We start from the raw sequence: 19,319 nt of genomic DNA on the forward strand, positions 1-19,319 counted from the left end.
GTCGGGCACGTTCTGCCGCACGAAACGCCCGGGGCGTCGGGCGCAGGGCCGGTGCCTCGACCGTCTCGCCGTGCGCCGGGGCACGGGTGACCTCCCCGGCTCTCGCCGAAGAGAGGGGGAGGGTGATGACGACAGTCCCCGACACGGCCGCACGGCGGCCGGCCGGACGCGCGGCGGCGGCGGCCGCCGCGCTCGCGTTGGTGGCCCCGCTGGCCGCCTGCGGGTCCGGCGGCGACGGTGGCACGCCGACGATCAACCTGTACTACCCGCCGGAGCAGAACCTCCAGAAGGTGGTCGACGACTGCAACGCGCAGGCCCAGGGGCGCTACCGGATCAGCTACCGGGTGCTGCCGCGCGAGGCCGACGAGCAGCGGGTGCAGATGGTGCGACGGCTCGCGGCGCAGGACAGCGGCATGGACGTGCTCGGCCTGGACGTCACCTGGACGCAGGAGTTCGCCAGCGCGGACTGGATCCGGGAGTGGACCGGCCAGGACAAGGCCGAGGTGGAGCAGGGCACGCTCGCCGGCCCGCTGGACACCGCCAAGTACGAGGACAAGCTCTACGGAGCGCCGAAGAACACCAACGTGCAACTGCTCTGGTACCGCGCCGACCTGGTGTCGCAGCCGCCGAAGACCTGGGACGAGATGATCTCGGCGGCCCAGCAGCTCAAGGAGCAGAACAAGCCCTACCGGGTGCTCACCATGGGCGCCCAGTACGAGGGCCTGGTGGTGCTCTACAACACGCTCGCCGAGAGCGCCGGCGGCAAGATCCTCAGCGACGACGGCAAGAAGGCGGTCATGGACGCCGGCACCGTACGCGCGCTGGAGCAGCTCAAGACGCTCGCCACGTCGGGCGTGACCTCACCGTCGTTCAGCAACGCGGTCGAGGACCCGGTCCGGTTGGAGTTCCAGTCCGGCGGCGGCGCGTTCCAGGTCAACTGGCCGTTCGTGTACCCGGCGATGCAGGAGGCCAACCCGGAGCTGGCCAAGGACGTCAAGTGGGCGCGGGTGCCCGGCATCGACGCGAACACCCCGAGCAAGGTGACCATCGGCGGGGTCAACCTGGCGGTGAGCAAGTACTCGAAGCACCCGACCGAGTCGTTCGAGGCGGCCCGGTGCATCCGCAACGCGGAGCACCAGAAGTTCTCCGCGGTCAACGACGGCGTGCCGCCGACCATCGAGGCGGTCTACGACGACCCGGAGATGGCCGAGGCGTACCCGATGAAGGAGACCATCCTGGAGGAGCTGAAGGAGCCGGCGGTGCGACCGCTGACGCCGGCGTACCAGAGCATCTCCACGGTGATGTCGGCGATCCTGTCGCCGCCCTCGGGGATCAACCCCGAGCGGACCGCGGACGAGCTGCGCAAGGCGATCGCCGACGCGCTGGAGTCGAAGGGTGTCCTGCCATGAGCGTGAACGCCACTCCGGCCGGCGCGGAGGCCGCCGCCGAGGCGGAGCAGCCGGCCGCCAGGCACGCCGCGGTGCCCGCCCAGCGGGCCCGCCGTGGCGCCCGCGCTCCGCTGAGCGACAACAAGCGGGCCGAGCGTCGCCTCGGCTGGCTGCTGTGCGCGCCGGCCGCGCTGGTCATGGTGCTGGTCACCGCGTACCCGATCCTGTACTCGATCTGGCTGTCGTTGCAGCGCTACGACCTGCGCTTCCCCGACGAGCGCCAGTTCGTCGGGCTGGAGAACTACGTCACCGTGCTGACGAACGACTTCTGGTGGACCGCGTTCGGGGTGACCATGCTGATCACGGTGGTCACCGTGGCGATCGAGCTGGTGCTCGGCATGGGCCTGGCGATGATCATGCATCGGACGCTTGTCGGCCGGGGCATCGTCCGCACCGCGGCGCTGATCCCGTACGGCATCGTCACGGTGGTCGCGGCGTTCTCCTGGCGGTACGCCTGGACGCCGGGCACCGGCTACCTGGCGAACCTGTTCGACGGCAGCGCGCCGCTCACCGAGCGGGCCAGCTCGCTGGCGATCATCATGCTGGCGGAGATCTGGAAGACCACCCCGTTCATGGCGCTGCTGCTGATGGCCGGGCTGGCGCTGGTGCCGGAGGACCTGCTGAAGGCGGCCTCCACCGACGGCGCGACGGCGTGGCAGCGGTTCACCAAGGTGATGCTGCCGGTGATGAAGCCGGCGATCCTGGTCGCGTTGCTGTTCCGCACGCTTGACGCGTTCCGGGTCTTCGACAACATCTTCGTGCTCACCAACGGCGGCAACGAGACCTCGTCGGTGTCGATGCTGGCCTACAACAACCTGATCCGGGGCCTGAACCTCGGCATCGGCTCCACGATGTCGGTGCTGATCTTCATCACCGTGGCGATCATCGCGTTCGTCTTCGTGAAGCTGTTCGGCACCGCTGCCCCCGGCAGCGACGATGGGGAGAGGCGCTGACATGGCCGTGGAAACCACCACGCGGGCGAAGCTGCGCTGGGGCGTGCTGGACGTCGTGGTCGTCGTCTTCGCGCTGGTGCCGGTGCTCTGGATCGCCTCGCTGTCGTTCAAGACCCCGGGCACGCTCACGGACGGCAACTTCTGGCCGCGGGAGTGGACGCTCGACAACTACCGGACGATCTTCGACACCGACCAGTTCGTCCGGGCCCTGGTCAACTCGATCGGCATCGCGCTGATCGCCACCGCGATCGCGGTGGTGCTCGGCACGATGGCCGCGTACGCGATCTCCCGGTTGGACTTCCCGGGCAAGAAGCTGCTGGTCGGGGTCTCCCTGCTGATCGCGATGTTCCCGCAGGTGTCGCTGGTGTCGCCGCTGTTCGAGATCGAACGGCAGCTCGGCCTCTTCGACACCTGGCCCGGCCTGATCCTGCCGTACATCACGTTCGCGTTGCCGCTGGCGATCTACACGCTGTCGGCGTTCTTCAAGCAGATCCCGTGGGACCTGGAGAAGGCGGCGAAGATGGACGGCGCGACCCAGGGGCAGGCGTTCCGGCGGGTGATCGCCCCGCTGGCCGCGCCGGGCGTGTTCACCACGGCCATCCTGGTCTTCATCTTCTGCTGGAACGACTTCCTGTTCGCGATCACGCTCACCTCGACCGAGCGGTCCCGCACGGTCCCGGTGGCCCTCCAGTTCTTCACCGGCGAGTCGCAGTTCGAGGACCCCACCGGGGCGATCTGCGCCGCCGCCGTGGTGATCACCGTACCGATCATCCTGTTCGTGCTCTTCTTCCAGCGCCGCATCGTCTCCGGCCTGACCTCCGGCGCAGTCAAGGGATAGGTGACAACAATGGCTGACATCGTGCTGGACAAGGTGAGCAAGCGGTTCCCGGACGGGACCACCGCGGTGCGGGACGTCGACCTGGAGATCGCCGACGGCGAGTTCGTCATCCTGGTCGGCCCGTCCGGCTGCGGGAAGTCCACCACCCTGAACATGATCGCCGGGCTGGAGGACATCAGCGACGGCGAGCTGCGCATCGGTGGCGAGCGGGTCAACGACAAGGCGCCCCGGGACCGGGACATCGCCATGGTCTTCCAGTCGTACGCGCTCTACCCGAACATGACGGTCCGGGAGAACATGGCCTTCCCGTTGCGCCTGGCGAAGATGGACAAGGAGACCATCAACCAGAAGGTGGACGAGGCCGCCAAGGTGCTGGAGCTGACCGCGCTGCTGGACCGCAAGCCGGCCAACCTCTCCGGCGGCCAGCGGCAGCGGGTGGCGATGGGTCGGGCGATCGTGCGCCAGCCGAAGGCGTTCCTGATGGACGAGCCGTTGTCCAACCTGGACGCCAAGCTCCGGGTGCAGATGCGCACCGTGGTGTCCCGGTTGCAGAAGCAGCTCGGCACCACCACCGTCTACGTGACCCACGACCAGACCGAGGCGATGACGCTCGGCGACCGGGTGGTCATCATGCGGGGCGGCGCGGTGCAGCAGGTCGGCCCGCCGCAGGAGCTGTACGACCACCCGCGCAACCTCTTCGTCGCCGGGTTCATCGGCTCGCCGTCGATGAACTTCGTGCACGCCGCGGTGGAGGACGGGAAGCTGCGGACCGCGCTGGGCGACGTGCCGATCGGCGAGCGGGTCCGCCGCGAGCTGGAGGCCGGTGACGCGCCCCGCGAGCTGATCCTCGGCATCCGGCCGGAGCACTTCGAGGACGCCGCGTTGATCGACGACGAGACCCGCCGCCGGGGCCTGGAGTTCGAGGCGCCTGTCGACATCGTCGAGTCGATGGGCTCGGACAAGTACGTCTACTTCACCGTGGAGGGGGAGCGGGCCACCGCCGCCGAGCTGGAGGAGCTGGCCGCGGACGCCGGCGCCGCCGACTTCGCCGGCGCGGGTTCCAGCCTGGTCACCCGGTTGTCGGCGGAGTCGCCGGCGCGGGAGGGCGAGTCCCGCCGGGTGTGGTTCAACCTGGAGAAGATCCACCTGTTCGACCCGGGCAGCGGGCGCAACCTGACGCTGCACGAGGGGCGGGCGGCCGGCGCGCTCGCCGACTGAGCGCTCCGCGTGGAGGGGCCGGGGGCGGGCGCCGTCGGCCCCTCCGCCGTCTCCGGGCGGACGTGCCGTGCCGGCACACCGTGCCCGCCGGTCGCGGCGGACGGCCCGCACCGCGCGGCGTCACCAGGAGTGACGCAGCGCCAGCCCGAGGAAGCGGGCGTAGCGGGCCAGGGCCGCGTCCACCCGGGCGCGCAGTTCGGCGTCGAACGGGACGAGCTGCCGCACCGTCACGGTCACCGTGGTCGCCCCCAGCGTCCGCCGCCAGGTGCCGACCACCCGGCCGCCACGCACCACGGTGGACTGGAACATGCCGTTGTTGCCCGGCACCACGGCGGCGGCGTGTGCCGGGTCGAGCATCAGCGAACGGTCCCGGTAGCCCAGCAGGTACTCGTCGAAGCCGGGCAGCGTGTGCAGGTCGTCGACCGGGTCACGGGGGGTGTCGAGCAGCGCGGCGTCGACCACGGCGGGTTCACCGTCGACCTCGACCGGGGCGAGGAGGTCACCGGCCAGCGCCACGGCCCGGGTCGCGTCGGTGACGGTCAGGCCGCTCCAACGGGCCAGCTCGTGCCGGGTCACCGGCCCGTGCCCACGCACGTAACGGTGGGCCAGCAACGCCAGCGCCTCGTCCCGCTCCGGGCGGTGCGGGTCGGGCACCCACTCGTCGAGCAGCGCGAACGTCTGCTCGGTGCCGACGTGCGGGGCGATGCAGGTGATGCCGCGCTGGCTCGCGTACCAGAGCAGGTGGTAGCCGCGCTGACCGGTGGTGTCCAGCCCGGCGGCGCGCAACGCGGCCAGGCACTCGCTGCGGGTGAGCCGGCCGCCCCCGCCCAGCGCCGCGCCGAGCACGTCGCCGGCATGGTCCCCGTCGGCGAGCGTCAGCCCGAGCTGCCGCCACCGGGCCGCCGACCCGGCCAGGGCGCGGACCCCGGTCACCGCCAGCATCCAGTGCGCGTCCCGCGCCGGCACCAGGTGCACCGTGCCGCGCATCGGCCAGGTGCGCAACGCCTCGCGCCGCTCCAGCGCCGCGTGGACGTCGTCGCGGGTGCGGCCGGGCAGGCGTACGCCGAGCGACCACAGGCCGCTGGCCGCGTCCTGGGCCTGCATGGCGCCGAACCACTCGACCACGTCGGCCACCCGCTCCGGCCGGGCGACCGGGTGCGGACGCAGCAGCAGGCCGGTCATGCGCAGCGCGAGCGCCTCGGCGCGGGTGAGGCGTACGGTCACGGCGGGCCTCCCGTCGACAGGTGGACGGTCAGCTTAGGACGCCGGACCCCCGTCGGAGGCGCCCCCACACATCGATCGGCCTGTGGAATGATGACACCGCCGCCGATGGCACCAGGTGTGCTGGCGGTGACATTCGGTGACGCGGCGACCTGTGGTCGCCTCGCCGCTGTTGTTCCACTCGATACGGGGGTATGGCGAGTGTCGTCTCGCACGTTCAAGGCGGGTGCCGTCGCGGCAACGCTCTCACTCGGTCTGGCCGTTGTGGCCCTGCAGCAGTCCTCGTCGGCCGCGGTCGACACCCAGCCCTCCCTGGAGGAGGACTTCACCTACCCGGGCGCCGCGCAGGTGCTCACCCAGCGGGGGATCAAGCTGCTGAAGGGCGACGGGCACATCGTGCTGGCCGACTGCGGCGCGACTCCCAACAACCCGCCGGCCGACCTGATCCTGGTGCAGAGCAACGATTTCAGCCTGCCCGCCGGCAAGAACTTCTGCTTCAAGGCGAAGGGCGCCAGCGGTTACCTCACCATGGAGATCCCCATGGTCTACTTCGTCCGGGGTGACTCGACCAACACCGTCGACGCGAAGGTCGAAGTCAAGGACGACCCGACCGTGGTCGAGACCGAGCAGGTCGACCCGGGCGAGTGGCAGCCCGTCGGCGAGGGACAGGCCCGGGGCACGGCGACCGTGCTCGAGCTTCGCTTCCCCACCGCCAACTGACGCACCACCGGGAGCCGACCTCGCACGCCGAGGTCGGCTCTCTCCTTTTCGCCATCCGCAGCGACGTGCGCTCGCTGCTCTGACGCGTCAGTTCCAGGGGAGGGACCGTGTCGGCAAGACCCAGTGGTTTCCGGCGGACAAGTGCGGTGCGAAGGCGGGCAGGGCTGGCGGTCAGCCTCGTCCTGACGCTGCTCGCCGCGTTTCTCGTCGTGCCCGGCCCGTCGTACGCGGCGGACGAGACGGAGCCGGGTGAGCTCCGGCTCCGGGCGCTGCTCCTGCTGAAGTCGGGCGGCGCCAGTGTGGAGCGAGCAGCGGCGGAGGCGCTCGTCGGGGACGACGACGCGGTCGCCGACTTCCTCGACGAGGGCTACTTCACCGCTCGCCAGCAGGACGACCTGGTCCGGGTCGAGGAGTACGCGGGCCTGGGCGGCCCGACGATGAAGCAGGCGGCGGTGGCCGCGCTGAGCGGGTCCGTCGAGGACCGCCGCGCGTTCCTCAACGGCGGATGGGAGGCCGCCTTCGCCGTCGACGAGCGCATCCGCCTCGGGCAGGTCGTCAACGCCGGTGGGAACGAGGTGAAGCGCGCCGGCCAGGCGGCGCTGAACAGCACCGACGACGCGATCACCGAGTTCCTCCGCACCGGCCAGTACGAGGCCCGGGAGATCGACGACCGGATCCGGATCGGGCAGATCCTCACCGGTGGTGGTCCCTACGTCAGGGCCGGCGCGCAGGCCGCGCTGAACGGCACGGCCGAGGACATCCGGGAGTTCCTGCTGTACGGGCAGCACGTGGCCCGCGCGCGTGACCAGGAGATGCTCACCGTCACCCAGCTCGCCGACCTGTCCCAGGAGGCCGGCCGGCTCGCCGCGCAGGAGACGCTCCAGGCCGAGCAGGCGGCCGACCGTGCGGTGGAGTCCGCCCGGCTCGCGAAGGAGGCCGCGCAGCGTGCCGCGGCCGAGACCGCGGCGGCGAAGGACTCCGCGGAGGACGCGGCGGCGGCGGCTGCGCGGGCCGCGTCCGCCGCCGGTCGTGCCGCCGCGGCGGCGCAACGCGCGATCGGCGCCGCGAACGCCGCGAGTTCCGCGGCGAAGGTCGCCTCGGCGTCCGCCGCCCGTGCCGCGCAGGCGGCGGCGCTCGCCGGGAACGCTGCCTCCCGCGCCAACACGGCGGCCTCGAAGGCGGCGGGGGACGCCACCAAGGCACAACAGGCCCGCGACGCCGCCCGGATCGCCCGGGACGCGGCGAAGCAGGCGCGGAAGGCGGCGGACGCGTCCGAGGCGTCCCAGCGTGCCTCCGTCGCCGCCGGCAACGCCGGCACCGCGGCGGCGAGTGCGGCGGCCAACGCGAAGCTGGCGGCCGACGCGGCCGAGCAGGCGGCCGGTCAGTCGAACGTGTCCGCCGCCGAGGCGGCGCGGGCGCGGGAGGCGGCTGCCCGGGCCCGCGCCAAGGCGGAGGAGTCCCAGCGGGCGGCGAACGCGGCCAGCGCCGAGGCACGGCGCGCGGCGACCGCGGCCGGCCAGGCGACGACCGCCGCGCGAGCGGCGGCCACCCACGCGGACAACGCCGCCGCGGCGGCCGAGGACGCCGCCGCGCACGCCGGGGAGGCGGCCTACGCGGCGACGATGGCCACGCAGCACGCGGTCAACGCGATGAAGGCCGCGGAGGCCGCGGAGAGCTACGCCAACCAGGCACGGGACGTCGAGACGGCGGCCCGTCAGGCGGACGTCGAGCGGCTGGCGGCCATGACGGCCGAGGGGGTGATGGCCGCCGAGGTCGAGCGCAAGGAGGAGGAGACCCGCCTGGCGCAGGCGGCCTGGGACGAGGCGCAGGAGACCCAGCGGGACGAGGAGACCCGCCGCTGGCTGGCCGAGGCCACCGCGCCGAACGCGCCGGCCGACGTGGTGCTGACCAACGGCCGCCGGGTCGCCGTCCGGCTGCTGGCCACCGGGGGGACCTGGACCCGGGCAGCCGCCGAGCGCGCGCTCACCGGTTCGGAGCTGGACGTCCGGGCGTTCCTGACGACCGAGCTGCCGCTGGCCGCCGGCCAGGACGACCGGGCGGTGGTCGGCCACCTCGCGGACACCGCGACGAAGCCGGCGGCGAAGATCGCCGCGGTGGCCGCCCTGGCCGGTGACGACGCGCAGGTGCGCGAGTTCCTCCGCACCCGGGCGTACCCGGGCAAGGCCGACGACGACCGGATCCTCATCGGTCAGTTGATCACCACCGGTGGGTCCACCATGAAGACGGCCGCCCAGGCCGCGCTGAACGGGACCGACCAGGACCGGCACGAGTTCCTCCGGTCCGGCCGCTACGACGCGGCGGAGCAGGACGACCGGATCCGGGTCGGTCAGATCATGACCGCGGGTGGCCCGGAGGTGAAGGCCGCGGCGACCATCGCGCTCTCCGGCCCCCGGGCGGCGCTCCGGCACTTCATCGACGCCGGCCAGTACAAGGCCCGTCTCCGGGACGAGGAGACGGCGGCGCACGTGGCCAAGGTCCGGGCGCTCGTCGCCGACGCGGCACGTAACGCGGCCACCGCGCGGGTCGACGCGGCCCGGGCGGCCGAGGCCGCGGCCCGGGCCCGGTCGGCGGCGGCCGAGGCGGCGGAGTACGCCCGGCAGGCGGAGCTGTCGGCCGCGGCGGCGCAGGGCTACGCCGACCAGGCGCAGCAGTCCGCGCTGGCGGCCCAGCAGTCCGCTGCCGCCGCCGCGCAGTCGGCGGCGACCGCCCAGGCCGCGGCGGCCCGGGCCCGCAGTGACGCGCAGGCCGCGCAGCAGTCCGCGGCGGCGGCCACCGTGTCGGAACGGCGTGCGGCCAACTACGCCGCGGCGGCGCAGCAGTCCGCGGCGCGGGCGAAGGCGTCGGCCGAGGAGGCCGGCCGGAGCGCGGCCGAGGCGCGGCAGGCGGCGACCGAGGCGTTCCAGGCCGTGGTGGCGCTGCAACGTCAGGAGGCCGAGGCCCGGCGTACGGCCGGTCAGACGGACCCGGGCAGCGTCGAGTGCAACCTCTACATGCACCTGAACCGGATGTGCCACAACCCGTTGCTCGGCGCGCTCGAACGCGAGGACAACTGGTGCACGATCCAGTGGGGCCACGGTCCGCTCTGCGAGGGCGTGGTCAAGTACTTCGACCAGAAGGACGCCGAGGAGGGCAAGCTCGTCGGGCAGCTCGTGCTGACGATCTGCGGGTTCATCCCCGTGGTGGGGGAGCCGTGCGACGCGGTGGACGCGCTCATCGCCTATCTCGAAGGCGACACGGAGGGCGCGCTGCTGTCGCTCGCCGGGATGATTCCGGTGGTCGGCTGGATCGGCGGCGGCAAACGCGGCGTGGACCTGCTGCGCGAGCTGTACCAGTTCGGCAGCAAGGCGTGCAAGAAGGCGAGCAGCTTCCTGCCCGGCACGCCGGTGCTGCTGGCCGACGGCAGCCGGAAACCGATCGAGAAGCTGCGGATCGGTGACCGGGTGCTGGCCACCGACCCGGTCGGGCGGGTGACCGGGGCCAGGGAGATCACCCGGACCATCCAGAGCGAGGGGGAGAAGAACCTCGTCCGGGTCCGGTTGGACGTCGACGGGGCCGCCGGCCGGGCGACCGCGACGGTCACCGCGACCGAGAACCACCCCTTCTGGGTGCCCGCGCGCAACGCCTGGGTGTCCGCCGGTGAGCTGCACCGGGGCCAGTGGCTGCGCACGGCGGCGGGCACGTCGGTGCAGGTCGAGCAGGTCAGCCGCCGTACGGTGACGACGCGGGTGCACAACCTGACCGTCGCCGAGCTGCACACCTACTACGTCGGCGTCGGTCGGACGTCGGCGCTGGTGCACAACACCAGCGCCTGCAAGGTCACCAACACCGGCAAGATGAACGACGTGGAGATCGCCCAGGCGCACGAGCTGGGCAACCACGTCGGCGGCAAGGAGTTCGTGGGGCAGCCGGTGCGGGACACCCCCGGCATCGACGGCTGGCTGGACGGCGTACCGACCAGCCTGAAGGCCACCGACAGCGTCAGCCCGAGCGCGGTGCTCAAGCACCTGTCGAAGGCCGAGTCCCAGCTGCGCAACGCGAACTACCGCGACGCGATCGTCTACGTCCGGGCGGACAAGCTCGACCATGCCCGGTTGCAGAGCTTCATCGAAGGTGGGCCGGCGATCAGGGACATCACCCGGCAGGGCATCGTGAAGGAGGTCTACATCAAGACCGCCACCGGCTGGATCCACTGCCTCGCCGGGTCCTGTAGCTAGGGTTTGCGACATGGCGATCGAGTGGCACCTGCGGGTGAACCGTCGGTTCACCCTCCACGAGGCCGTCGATCTCACCAGCGTCCGGCTGGCCGACCTGCTCGGCCAGCCGGACGCCCCGCCGCCCGTCCGCGTCGTCGAGGCGTCCGCGGAGCGCCGCCGCGGCGGGCCCGGGGTGCCGCTGGCGGCGGACGCCCTGGACCGCGTCGCCGGACCCGCCGGCATCGGCGCCGACATCGACTTCTTTCTCGAGATTCCCGAGTGGCGCGCCGGCGCGCTGCTGAGCCTCAGCGAGTTCCTGCCGGGCGTCGACGACCCGGAGGCCGGGGTGTTCGTCTGGGTGACGTCGCAGCACGATCCCGCCTCCCACGTGCTGAGCATCGCCGCCTGCGTCGCGTTCGCCGAATGCGCCGACAGCGAGGTGGTGGACGAGTACGGCTATCTCGCGAGGACCCGGACGAACTCGCCGGAGGCGCTTCTCTACCAGCTCCGGGTGACGTCACCCGTCGAATCGTTCACCGCCGCGGCGGACCTGGTCCTCAGCCGTACCCGGCTGCGCCGGCGCTGACCACGGCACCCCTGATCGCGCTGCGCCGGCGTCGTTGCCGACGGAGCGCGATCCCCCGTTCAGGTTCCCGGCGCGGGGCGGCGGTCGGCCGGCGCCGGTCTGACCAGGATCCCCGGCGCGGCCGGCCGGGAGAGCGGTTGCCCGCCGAACTTGCGCAAATCTTGAGCCGTGGTCAGTCCAGCCGGCGGTGCATCACCAGCAGGTCGACGTACCCGTCGGTCGGGTGGCGGAACCCCTCCGGCACCCGACCGACCACGTCGAAGCCCAACGACCGCCACAGCCGTACCGCGCGGGTGTTGCTGGCCACCACGGCGTTGAACTGCATGGCCCGGTAGCCGTCCGCGCGGGCCGCGTCCAGCACGTGTTCGGCGAGCGCCCGGCCGACGCCGCGGCCCCCGGCGGCGGGGGCGACCATGAAGCCGGCGTTGGCCACGTGGTCGCCCGGGCCGGCCTGGTTCGGCGCCAGCCGGGCGGTGCCGAGCACCGTGCCGTCCGGGTCGACCGCGACCAGGGTCCGCCCGGGCGGCGTCGCCATCCACTGCCGGCGGGCCTGCTCCTCGGTGACGTCACGCGGCCAGGTGTACGTCTCCCCGGCGGCCACGATGTCGTGCAGGAACGGCCAGATCAGCGGCCAGTCGGCTGCCGTCGCGGTACGGATCTCCACCGGTCGAGCATGGCACGCGCGACGTTTGACGTGGCAACGAACGGGTAGTCGCCGAAGCTCACCGGCGAACTCGCGAAGGAGAAGCTCTGATGGATGGCCAGGTCAAGGTCGCGGTGATCTACTACAGCGCGACCGGCATCACCTACCAGATGGCCCGGGCGGCGGTCGAGGCGGCCGAGGAGGCCGGTGCCGAGGTGCGCCTGCGCAAGGTGCGTGAGCTGGCGCCGGACGAGGCGATCCGGTCGAACTCGGGCTGGCAGGCGCACCGGCTGGAGACCCAGGACGTGATGGAGGCCGAGCCGGACGACCTGTCCTGGGCCGACGTCGTGATCATGGGCTCGCCCACCCGGTACGGCATGATCGCCGCCCAGCTCAAGCAGTTCATCGACACCACCGGACCGCTGTGGGCCAACGGCGCGCTGGCCGACAAGGTCTACACCGGCTTCACCTCGACCGCGACCTCGCACGGCGGTCAGGAGGCGACGCTGCTGTCGCTCTACACCGTCTTCTACCACTGGGGCGGCGTCGTGGTGACGCCCGGCTACACCGACCAGAGCCAGTTCGTCGCCGGCAACCCGTACGGCGCGTCGCACACCAGCAACAACGGTGAGGTCGCCCCGGACCACGTCGCGTTGGCCGCCACCGCGCTCACCGCCAAGCGGGCCGTGCTGATGGGGGCCGCGCTGAAGCGGGGGATGGCCGGCTGACCGGCCCGGCACGCGGGTGACCGGTGGCCGGACGAGGGCTCTCGAACCCGTCCGGACCACCGGTCGTCCTTCGGCCTACCCGCGATCGGCCCCGCCATGCGCGCTCGGGCGGCGGAACCCGATCGGAGTCGTCGCCGGCGCCGGGTAGGTTGACCGGCGATGGACATTCTCGCTCTGGACCTGGGCACCTCGTCGGTACGCGGGCTGGTGCTGGACGCGGACGCGGAACCGCGTCCGGGCGCGCTGGCCCGTCGCAAGGTGCGCCTGGCCACCGGCGACGACGGCGCCGGGACGCTGGACTGCGCCGGCTACCTGGCCTGCCTGGTGGAGTGCCTCGACGAGCTGGCCGCCGGCGGGCACCTGCGGGAGGTCGGGCTGGTGGCGACGTCCGCGCAGTGGCACTCGGTGCTGCCGCTGGCCGCCGACGGCACCCCGTCGGGTCCGGTGCTGACCTGGCTGGACACCCGGCCGACGCCGCCCGTCGGGGTCGCCGGCCCGGCCGACCCGGACGACTACCATCGGCGCACCGGCACCTGGTGGCACCGCTGCTACTGGCCGGTACGACTGCCGTGGCTGCGGGAACGTGCGGGCGACGTGTCCCCGCGCTTCGTCGGCTTGGCCGAGTACGTCTTCGGCGCGCTGCTCGACGACGCGCCCATGTCGGTATCGCTGGCCTCCGGCACCGGCCTGCTCGACCTGCGCCGCCTGGACTGGGACGCGGAGGCGTGCGCGCTGGCCGGCGTACGCCCGGAACGGCTGCCGTCGCTGGCCCCGGCGGGCTGGCACGGCCGGTTGAACCCGGAGCACGCGCGGCGCTGGCCGCAACTGGCCGAGGCGCGGTGGGCGGCGCCGGTGGGCGACGGCGCGGCGTCCAACGTGGGCTCCGGCTGCGTCGACGGGTCCCGCGCCGCGGTCACCGTCGGCACGTCCGCCGCGGTCCGGGTGATCCAGGCCGTGCCGGCCGGCGCGGAGCTGCCGCCGCTGCCGGACCAGCTCTGGCGGTACCGGGTCGACCACGACCACGTGGTGACCGGGGCGGCGTACTCCAGCGGCGGGAACCTGTTCGCCTGGGCGAACCGCGAGTTGCGGCTGCCGGAGGGCGACGAGTTGGAGGCCGCGCTGCGCCGTGCCGGCGACGCCCGGACGCTGCGGGTCAATCCCCGCTTCGGCGGCGACCGGCCGCCGGGCACGGCGCCGGCCGGGTCGGGCGAGTTGGGCGGGTTGAGCTTCGGCACCACCGCCGTCGAACTCCTCGCCGGCCTGATGGGTGGGCTGTGCCGGCTCGTCGCCGACGACCTCGCGCTGCTGGAGGCCGGTGTCGCCGACCCGATGGAGGTGGTGCTCGGCGGCGGGGCGCTGACCGCCTCGCCGTGGTGGCGGGCGGCCTTCGCCGAGGCGCTCGTCCCGCGTACGGTGCGGTGGCAGCGCAACCCGGAGATCGGCGCGACCGGCGCCGCGCTGGTGGCCCTGGGCCGGGTCGCGGGGGCGGCCCGCATCGGCGGCGTCGGCGGTGTCGGCCGGCCGGACGCCGGCGACCCGGGCGCCGCCCCGACGCGCTGACCGTCCTGCTCATGCCGTCCGGGCGGGCGTTGACACCGCCCGTCGGCCTGGTTTGATGGAGCCCGCTCCCCGGCGTGGTGGAGTCGGACGAGGAGGCAATCGTGGGCGCAGGTCCGGACCCGGTGCGCGGCGCGGCCCCACCGCCGCACCGGCGGCGCTCCGGGTTGCGGCTGCGGGACTGGCGGCTGAGCACCAAGCTCGCCACGGTGCTGGTGATCCCCTCGGTGGCGTTCCTGGTGCTGGCCGGCGTGCAGACCCGGGGGCTGGTGGGGCGGACCACGACGTTGAGCGACTTCGCCGAGCAGGTCGGCATCGGCCGGCAGATCACCGCCGTGGTCGACCGGCTCCAGCAGGAGCGGGACCGCTCCGCCGGTGAGCTGGCCGCGTTGCGCCGGTCCGGCACCGGCGCCGACCGGGACGCCGCGGTCGCCGCGCTGCGGCCGTTGCAGGAGGCCACCGACCGGGCGGTGGACGAGCTGCGGACCGCGGCCGAGCCGCTGGCCGACGCGGACGCCGCCTGGCGGGTCTCCTACTCGGAGGCGCTGGAGGCGTACGACCAGGTGGTGAACATCCGGGCCGCGGTGCCGCCCGCGGTGCTCTCCGGCGACACCGTGCTCGGCAACTACCACCGGGCCGTCGCGGCGCTGCTCAACCTGCTGGCCGAACCGTCGCCGGGGGACGGGCGGCGGGCGCTGACCGAGGCGGTGCTGCGGTACGTGCAGCTGGCCCGGGTCAAGGAGCTGTCCTCGCGGATCCGCGCCGAGCTGTACGCTGCCGCCCGCGCCGGCCGGTACGAGCCGGACGCCCAGGTGACGCTCAGCGACCTGCGGGCCCAGCAGCTCACCGCGTTGGGCGCGTTCCGGGTGGCGGCGACCGCCGACCAGATCCGTCGCTACGACCGGACGTCGGTCGATCCGGCCTTCGTCACGGCCACCCGGTTGGAGGAGCGGACGCTGCCCACCGGCGAGGCGACGCCGGCGCTGCTGTCCGCGCCGCAGTGGTGGGCGGCCACCGAGCAGCGGCAGGAGCTGTTCCGCCAGTTGGAGAGCGAGATCGTCGACGACGCGGTGGGCCGGGCCGACGACGCGAGCGCCCGGCAGTTGCGCGAGACGCTGCTGATGGCCGGCGGCATCGTCGCGGTGCTCCTGGTCGCCGTGCTCATCTCCCTGCTGGTGGGCCGGTCGGTGGCCCGGGCCATGCGCCAGTTGCGCGGCCAGGCGTTGCGCATCGCGCAGGTGGAGCTGCCGATGACGCTGGAGCGGCTGCGGGTGGTGGACCGTCCGGTGAACCGCATCGACGTGCCGCCGGCGGTGATCGACTCGCAGGACGAGCTGGGCGAACTGGCGGAGGCGTTCGTGGCGGTGCACCGCAGCGCGGTGGACGTCGCGGTCGAGCAGGCGATGATGCGCCGCAACGTGAACGCCATGTTCGTCAACCTGGCCCGGCGCAGTCAGGTGCTCGTCGAGCGGCAGTTGGAGCTGCTGGACGACCTGGAGCGTGAGGAGAGCGACCCGGACCAGTTGGAGAACCTGTTCAAGCTGGACCACCTCGCCGCCCGCATGCGCCGCAACGACGAGAGCCTGCTGGTGCTCGCCGGCTCCGAGTCGACCCGGCGGTGGAACCGCCCGGTGGGGATCGGCGCGGTGCTGCTGGCGGCGAGCGCCGAGATCGAGCAGTACCAGCGGGTGCGCCACGAGAACCGTGCCGGCCTGCACGTGGTCGGGCACGCCGTGGGTGACCTGGTGCACCTGTTCGCGGAGCTGCTGGAGAACGCCACCGCGTTCTCCCGCCCGGACACGGCGGTGCGGGTCGTGGTCGGGCCGGACGGACCGGGCGCGTTGGTGGAGATCGTGGACCAGGGGCTCGGCATGAGCCAGGCCGCGCTGGCCGAGGCGAACGCGGTGCTGGCCGCGCCGCCGGCGGCCGACGTGTCCGCCTCCGAGCGGATGGGCCTGTTCGTGGTGAGCCACCTGGGCGCCCGGCACGGGGTGCGGGTGCGGTTGCGCGCCGGCGGGGAGGGCCTGGTGACCCAGGTCCGGATCCCGGGCCACCTGCTGGCCGAGGCGCCCGCGCCGGGGCTGGACCCGCCGGTGCCGGCGCGGATGCTGACCGGCCAGGCCGCCGCGGCGTCCCGCGCGCTCGGCGCGGCGACCGCCGAGCTGCCGGTGGCCGGTCGGCACCCGGTGTCGCCGCTGCTCCGGCCGCAGCCGGGTCCGTCGCCGCACTCGGGCCAGTCGCCGCAGCCGGCGCTGCCGGTGTCGCCGTTGACCGGCCGGCCGCTCGGCGACGTGGCGGAGCCGGCACCCGCCGCCGCGCCGGCGGGTGCGCCCGCCGGCCCGCCCCGCGTGGCCCCGCGGCCCCGGCCGGTGCCCGGCCGGGCCGAGGACGTGCTGGCCCCGGCCGTCGGGGCGGCGGCCGGCGGCGGCTGGTTCACCCGCCAGGGACCGACGTCGTCGGTGCTCGGTGTGACGCCGGAGCCGGCCCGGACGCCGGTCACCGGGGGGACCAACGAGCGCGGCCTGCCGGTACGCGTGCCGATGGCCCAGCTCGCCGCGGTCTCCTCGCCGGCCGGGCCGGACCGCGCGGCGGTACGGCACGAGCCGGACCCGGAGGCGGTCGGCGGTATGCTGTCCCGCTTCTACGGCGGGGTGCGCCGGGCCGAGGCCGAGGAGACGACCGAGATGTACCTGCCGCGTGACGAAGGGGGACGACGACAGTGACGACGTTGAGCCAGGAGGCACGGGACCTGAGCTGGTTGGTGAACGCGTTCGCCGAGCGGGTTCCGGGTGTGGCGCACGCCGTGGTGGTGTCCTCCGACGGGCTGCTGGTGGCGATCTCCGCGCACCTGCCGCGGGACCACGCGGACAAGCTCGCCGCGGTGACGTCGGGCCTGATGAGCATCACCGCGGGCGCGGCCCAGATGTTCGACGGTGACGTCGTCAAGCAGACCGTGGTCGAGATGGGTCGCGGCTACTTCCTGGTGATGCAGATTCGGGACGGTTCGATCCTGGCCACGCTGGCCGGCGGTGACGCCGACATCGGTGTGGTCGGCTACGAGATGGCGCGGCTGGCCAAGCAGGCCGGTGAGATGCTCACCCCGGCGCTGCGGGCCGAGCTGCAACAGGCGCTGCCGCGCTGAGCCGAACCAGGCGCTCCCGCGCTGAGCCGAACCAGGCGCTCCCGCGTTGACCGGGCACCCGGCCGGCGACGCCGCCGGCCGGGCCACACCCGACTAGAGTCCGTTGCGGCGGATCACGTCGCGGTACCAGTGGGCGCTGCGCTTGAACACCCGACGCTGGGTCGGGTAGTCCACGTAGATCAGGCCCCAGCGCTCCTCGTACCCCTCGTTCCACTCGAAGTTGTCCATCAGCGACCAGACGTGGTAGCTCTCCAGCGGCACCCCGTCCCGGATGGCGCGGTGGGCGACGGCGAAGTGGTCGCGCAGGAAGGCGACCCGGCCGGCGTCGTCGATGGTTCCGTCCGGGCCGGGGGCGTCCGGGCAGGGCAGGCCGTTCTCGGTGATGGTGATCGGCACCCGGCCGTAGTCGCGGGTGACCCGGGTCAGCGTGTCGTACAGGCCCTCGGGGTAGATCTGCTGCCAGCCGGCCTCGGAGGTGGGCCACTTCTGGATCGTGTCGCCGCTGCCGGTGACGTAGAGCGGGGTGTAGTACTGCACCGCGAGCAGGTCCACCGGGCTGGAGATGATCTTCAGATCGCCGTCCCGGATGCCCCGGACCATCCGGCTGTCCGGCCCCAGGTCGGCCAGCACGTCCCGCGGGTACTCGCCCTTGAAGACGGAGTCGAGATAGAGGCGGTTCTCGTAGCCGTCGTGGAGCCGGGTCGCGGCGGCCGCCTCGGCGGTCTCGTCGGCCGGGTAGCAGGGGTGCAGGTTGAGCGCGGGGCCGATGCGTCCGGGCACGCCGGAGGCGCGCAGCGCCTGCACGGCGAGGCCGTGGGCGAGCTGGAGGTGGTGGGCGACCAGGTACGCCGCCGCCGGGTCCCGGTGGCCGGGGGCGTGGTGGCCGGTGAGGTAGCCGTTCTGCACCACGGTCTTCGGCTCGTTGATGGTCAGCCAGACCGGCACCCGCTCGCCGAGCGCGCGGAACACCGCGTCGGCGTAGTCGGCGAAGCGCTCGGCGGTGTCGCGGTTCTCCCAGCCGCCGTCGTCCTGGAGCGCCTGGGGGAGGTCCCAGTGGAACAGCGTGGCCATCGGCGCGATGCCGCGCTCGTGCAGGCCGTCCACGATCCGGCGGTAGAAGTCGAGGCCACGCTGGTTCGGGCGGCCGGAGCCGTCGGCCTGGATGCGCGGCCAGGAGATGGAGAACCGGTAGCTGCGCAGCCCCAGGTCGCGCATCAGGTCGAGGTCCTGGGCGTACCGGTGGTAGTGGTCGGCCGCGACGTCGCCGGTGTCGCCGTTGCGGGTGCGTCCCGGGGTGCGGCTGAAGGTGTCCCAGACGGACTCACCCCGCCCGTCCTCCTTGGCGGCCCCCTCGATCTGGTACGCGGAGGTCGCCGCGCCCCAGCCGAAGTTGGGCGGGAAGCGCAGCCCGCGGTCCGGCTCCGGGTCGGTGCGCCGCTCGGGTGGGCTGTCGCAGCCGCCGAGGGCGGTGGTGGCGGCGACCCCGGCCGCGGTGGCACCGGCGAGCCCGGTCCGGGCCGCGCCGGCGGCGCTCGCGGACAGGGCGGCGCGGCGGAGCAGGCGCCGTCGGGTGAGTAACGACATGAGGCTTCTCCTCGAAGTGACGGGCCGCCCGGGGCCGGGAGCGCTCCCAGCATAGGCCGGAGGCGGCCGGCCTCGAATCCGGCGGTCGCGGCGCGGGCGGCGGCGCGGCCGGCGGGCGGCCGGAATGGGGTGGGCGGGTGTCGCTCGGGGGCTGGGGGCGAGCGGCGAGAGTGGGGCAGATAGCGAGAAAGGCCGTCCGGGTGGCGTGTCACGCCTGTCCCGTCGGCCTCTTTTGCCGTCGACAACGGGGGTTTAGTGTGGGGACGGGGGAGGGCAACCCCCGTCCCCACCGAGATGCACACACGCACGATTGGGAATTGGCGTCCGTCGTGCGTGTCGCGCGGGAGCCGGGCCACGCGAGTGGCTCTGGTTCCACCTCCCTCCGTTTGGCGGGTGAGGGCCGGCGGCGGCGTCCGGGCTGGTTCGCCGCCGGCCACTGGGCCGGTAGCCGGGCACGGGTGTCCCCG

14 protein-coding genes are annotated in these 19,319 nt (G+C 73.5%); 11 read left to right on the plus strand and 3 right to left on the minus strand.

What is annotated here, in order from left to right; all coding sequences use genetic code 11:
- Window positions 1-125 precede the first annotated feature (125 nt).
- Genes TPA0908_RS16210 through TPA0908_RS16225 form a run of 4 tightly spaced genes read left to right on the plus strand, consistent with a single transcriptional unit; the run spans window position 126 to window position 4,457 of the window.
- Complete coding sequence (locus TPA0908_RS16210; RefSeq protein ID WP_281938823.1) at window positions 126-1,409, plus strand: ABC transporter substrate-binding protein; 1,284 nt, start codon at window positions 126-128, stop codon at window positions 1,407-1,409.
- Window positions 1,406-2,401 (plus strand): carbohydrate ABC transporter permease, encoded by a 996-nt coding sequence (locus TPA0908_RS16215; protein ID WP_107156912.1) that lies wholly within the window; start codon window positions 1,406-1,408, stop codon window positions 2,399-2,401. Before TPA0908_RS16210 ends, TPA0908_RS16215 begins: the two co-directional genes overlap by 4 nt.
- 1 nt (window position 2,402) lies before the next feature.
- Window positions 2,403-3,239, plus strand: a complete 837-nt coding sequence (locus tag TPA0908_RS16220) for a carbohydrate ABC transporter permease (RefSeq protein ID WP_281938826.1) — start codon at window positions 2,403-2,405, stop codon at window positions 3,237-3,239.
- A 9-nt stretch (window positions 3,240-3,248) separates the two neighbouring features.
- Complete coding sequence (locus TPA0908_RS16225; RefSeq protein ID WP_281938828.1) at window positions 3,249-4,457, plus strand: ABC transporter ATP-binding protein; 1,209 nt, start codon at window positions 3,249-3,251, stop codon at window positions 4,455-4,457.
- A 120-nt stretch (window positions 4,458-4,577) separates the two neighbouring features.
- Here the strand turns inward: TPA0908_RS16225 and TPA0908_RS16230 are convergent, their stop codons facing one another.
- Complete coding sequence (locus TPA0908_RS16230) at window positions 4,578-5,681, minus strand: winged helix DNA-binding domain-containing protein (RefSeq protein ID WP_281938830.1); 1,104 nt, start codon at window positions 5,679-5,681, stop codon at window positions 4,578-4,580.
- A 261-nt stretch (window positions 5,682-5,942) separates the two neighbouring features.
- Between TPA0908_RS16230 and TPA0908_RS16235 the strand changes: the two genes are divergently transcribed.
- The 3 genes from TPA0908_RS16235 (at window position 5,943) to TPA0908_RS16245 (ending at window position 11,198) form a co-directional block, all read left to right on the plus strand.
- Window positions 5,943-6,398 (plus strand): hypothetical protein, encoded by a 456-nt coding sequence (locus TPA0908_RS16235; protein ID WP_281938832.1) that lies wholly within the window; start codon window positions 5,943-5,945, stop codon window positions 6,396-6,398.
- A 146-nt stretch (window positions 6,399-6,544) separates the two neighbouring features.
- Complete coding sequence (locus TPA0908_RS16240) at window positions 6,545-10,633, plus strand: polymorphic toxin-type HINT domain-containing protein (RefSeq protein ID WP_281938834.1); 4,089 nt, start codon at window positions 6,545-6,547, stop codon at window positions 10,631-10,633.
- A gap of 10 nt (window positions 10,634-10,643) precedes the next feature.
- Window positions 10,644-11,198 carry a hypothetical protein gene (locus tag TPA0908_RS16245; RefSeq protein ID WP_281938836.1) on the plus strand — a complete coding sequence of 185 codons (555 nt, stop codon included), beginning with the start codon at window positions 10,644-10,646 and terminating at the stop codon, window positions 11,196-11,198.
- 172 nt (window positions 11,199-11,370) lie between these two features.
- Here the strand turns inward: TPA0908_RS16245 and TPA0908_RS16250 are convergent, their stop codons facing one another.
- Entirely contained in the window at window positions 11,371-11,862 is a 492-nt protein-coding gene (locus TPA0908_RS16250) for a GNAT family N-acetyltransferase (RefSeq protein ID WP_281938838.1), read from the minus strand.
- Between the two features lie 89 nt (window positions 11,863-11,951).
- Between TPA0908_RS16250 and wrbA the strand changes: the two genes are divergently transcribed.
- The 4 genes from wrbA to TPA0908_RS16270 all read left to right on the plus strand — a co-directional run bounded on the left by wrbA (window position 11,952) and on the right by TPA0908_RS16270 (window position 17,268).
- Complete coding sequence (gene wrbA, locus TPA0908_RS16255) at window positions 11,952-12,569, plus strand: NAD(P)H:quinone oxidoreductase (RefSeq protein ID WP_281938840.1); 618 nt, start codon at window positions 11,952-11,954, stop codon at window positions 12,567-12,569.
- Window positions 12,570-12,728: 159 nt separating this feature from the next.
- Window positions 12,729-14,129: an FGGY family carbohydrate kinase gene (locus TPA0908_RS16260; RefSeq protein WP_281938841.1), complete on the plus strand. Its 1,401-nt coding sequence runs from the start codon at window positions 12,729-12,731 to the stop codon at window positions 14,127-14,129.
- Between the two features lie 101 nt (window positions 14,130-14,230).
- A complete protein-coding gene (locus TPA0908_RS16265) occupies window positions 14,231-16,849 on the plus strand; it encodes a sensor histidine kinase (RefSeq protein ID WP_281938842.1) in 2,619 nt (872 codons plus the stop codon).
- Window positions 16,846-17,268, plus strand: coding sequence for a roadblock/LC7 domain-containing protein (locus TPA0908_RS16270; RefSeq protein WP_091066554.1), 423 nt, complete (start codon window positions 16,846-16,848; stop codon window positions 17,266-17,268). Before TPA0908_RS16265 ends, TPA0908_RS16270 begins: the two co-directional genes overlap by 4 nt.
- A gap of 93 nt (window positions 17,269-17,361) precedes the next feature.
- On the opposite strand, the gene TPA0908_RS16275 is transcribed toward TPA0908_RS16270, so the two are convergent.
- On the minus strand, window positions 17,362-18,852 hold the full coding sequence (locus tag TPA0908_RS16275) for a GH1 family beta-glucosidase (RefSeq protein WP_281938846.1): 1,491 nt from the start codon (window positions 18,850-18,852) through the stop codon (window positions 17,362-17,364).
- Between the last annotated feature and the right edge of the window lie 467 nt (window positions 18,853-19,319).

This window comes from Micromonospora sp. AKA38, assembly GCF_027925725.1.
Taxonomy (GTDB): Bacteria; Actinomycetota; Actinomycetes; order Mycobacteriales; family Micromonosporaceae; genus Micromonospora.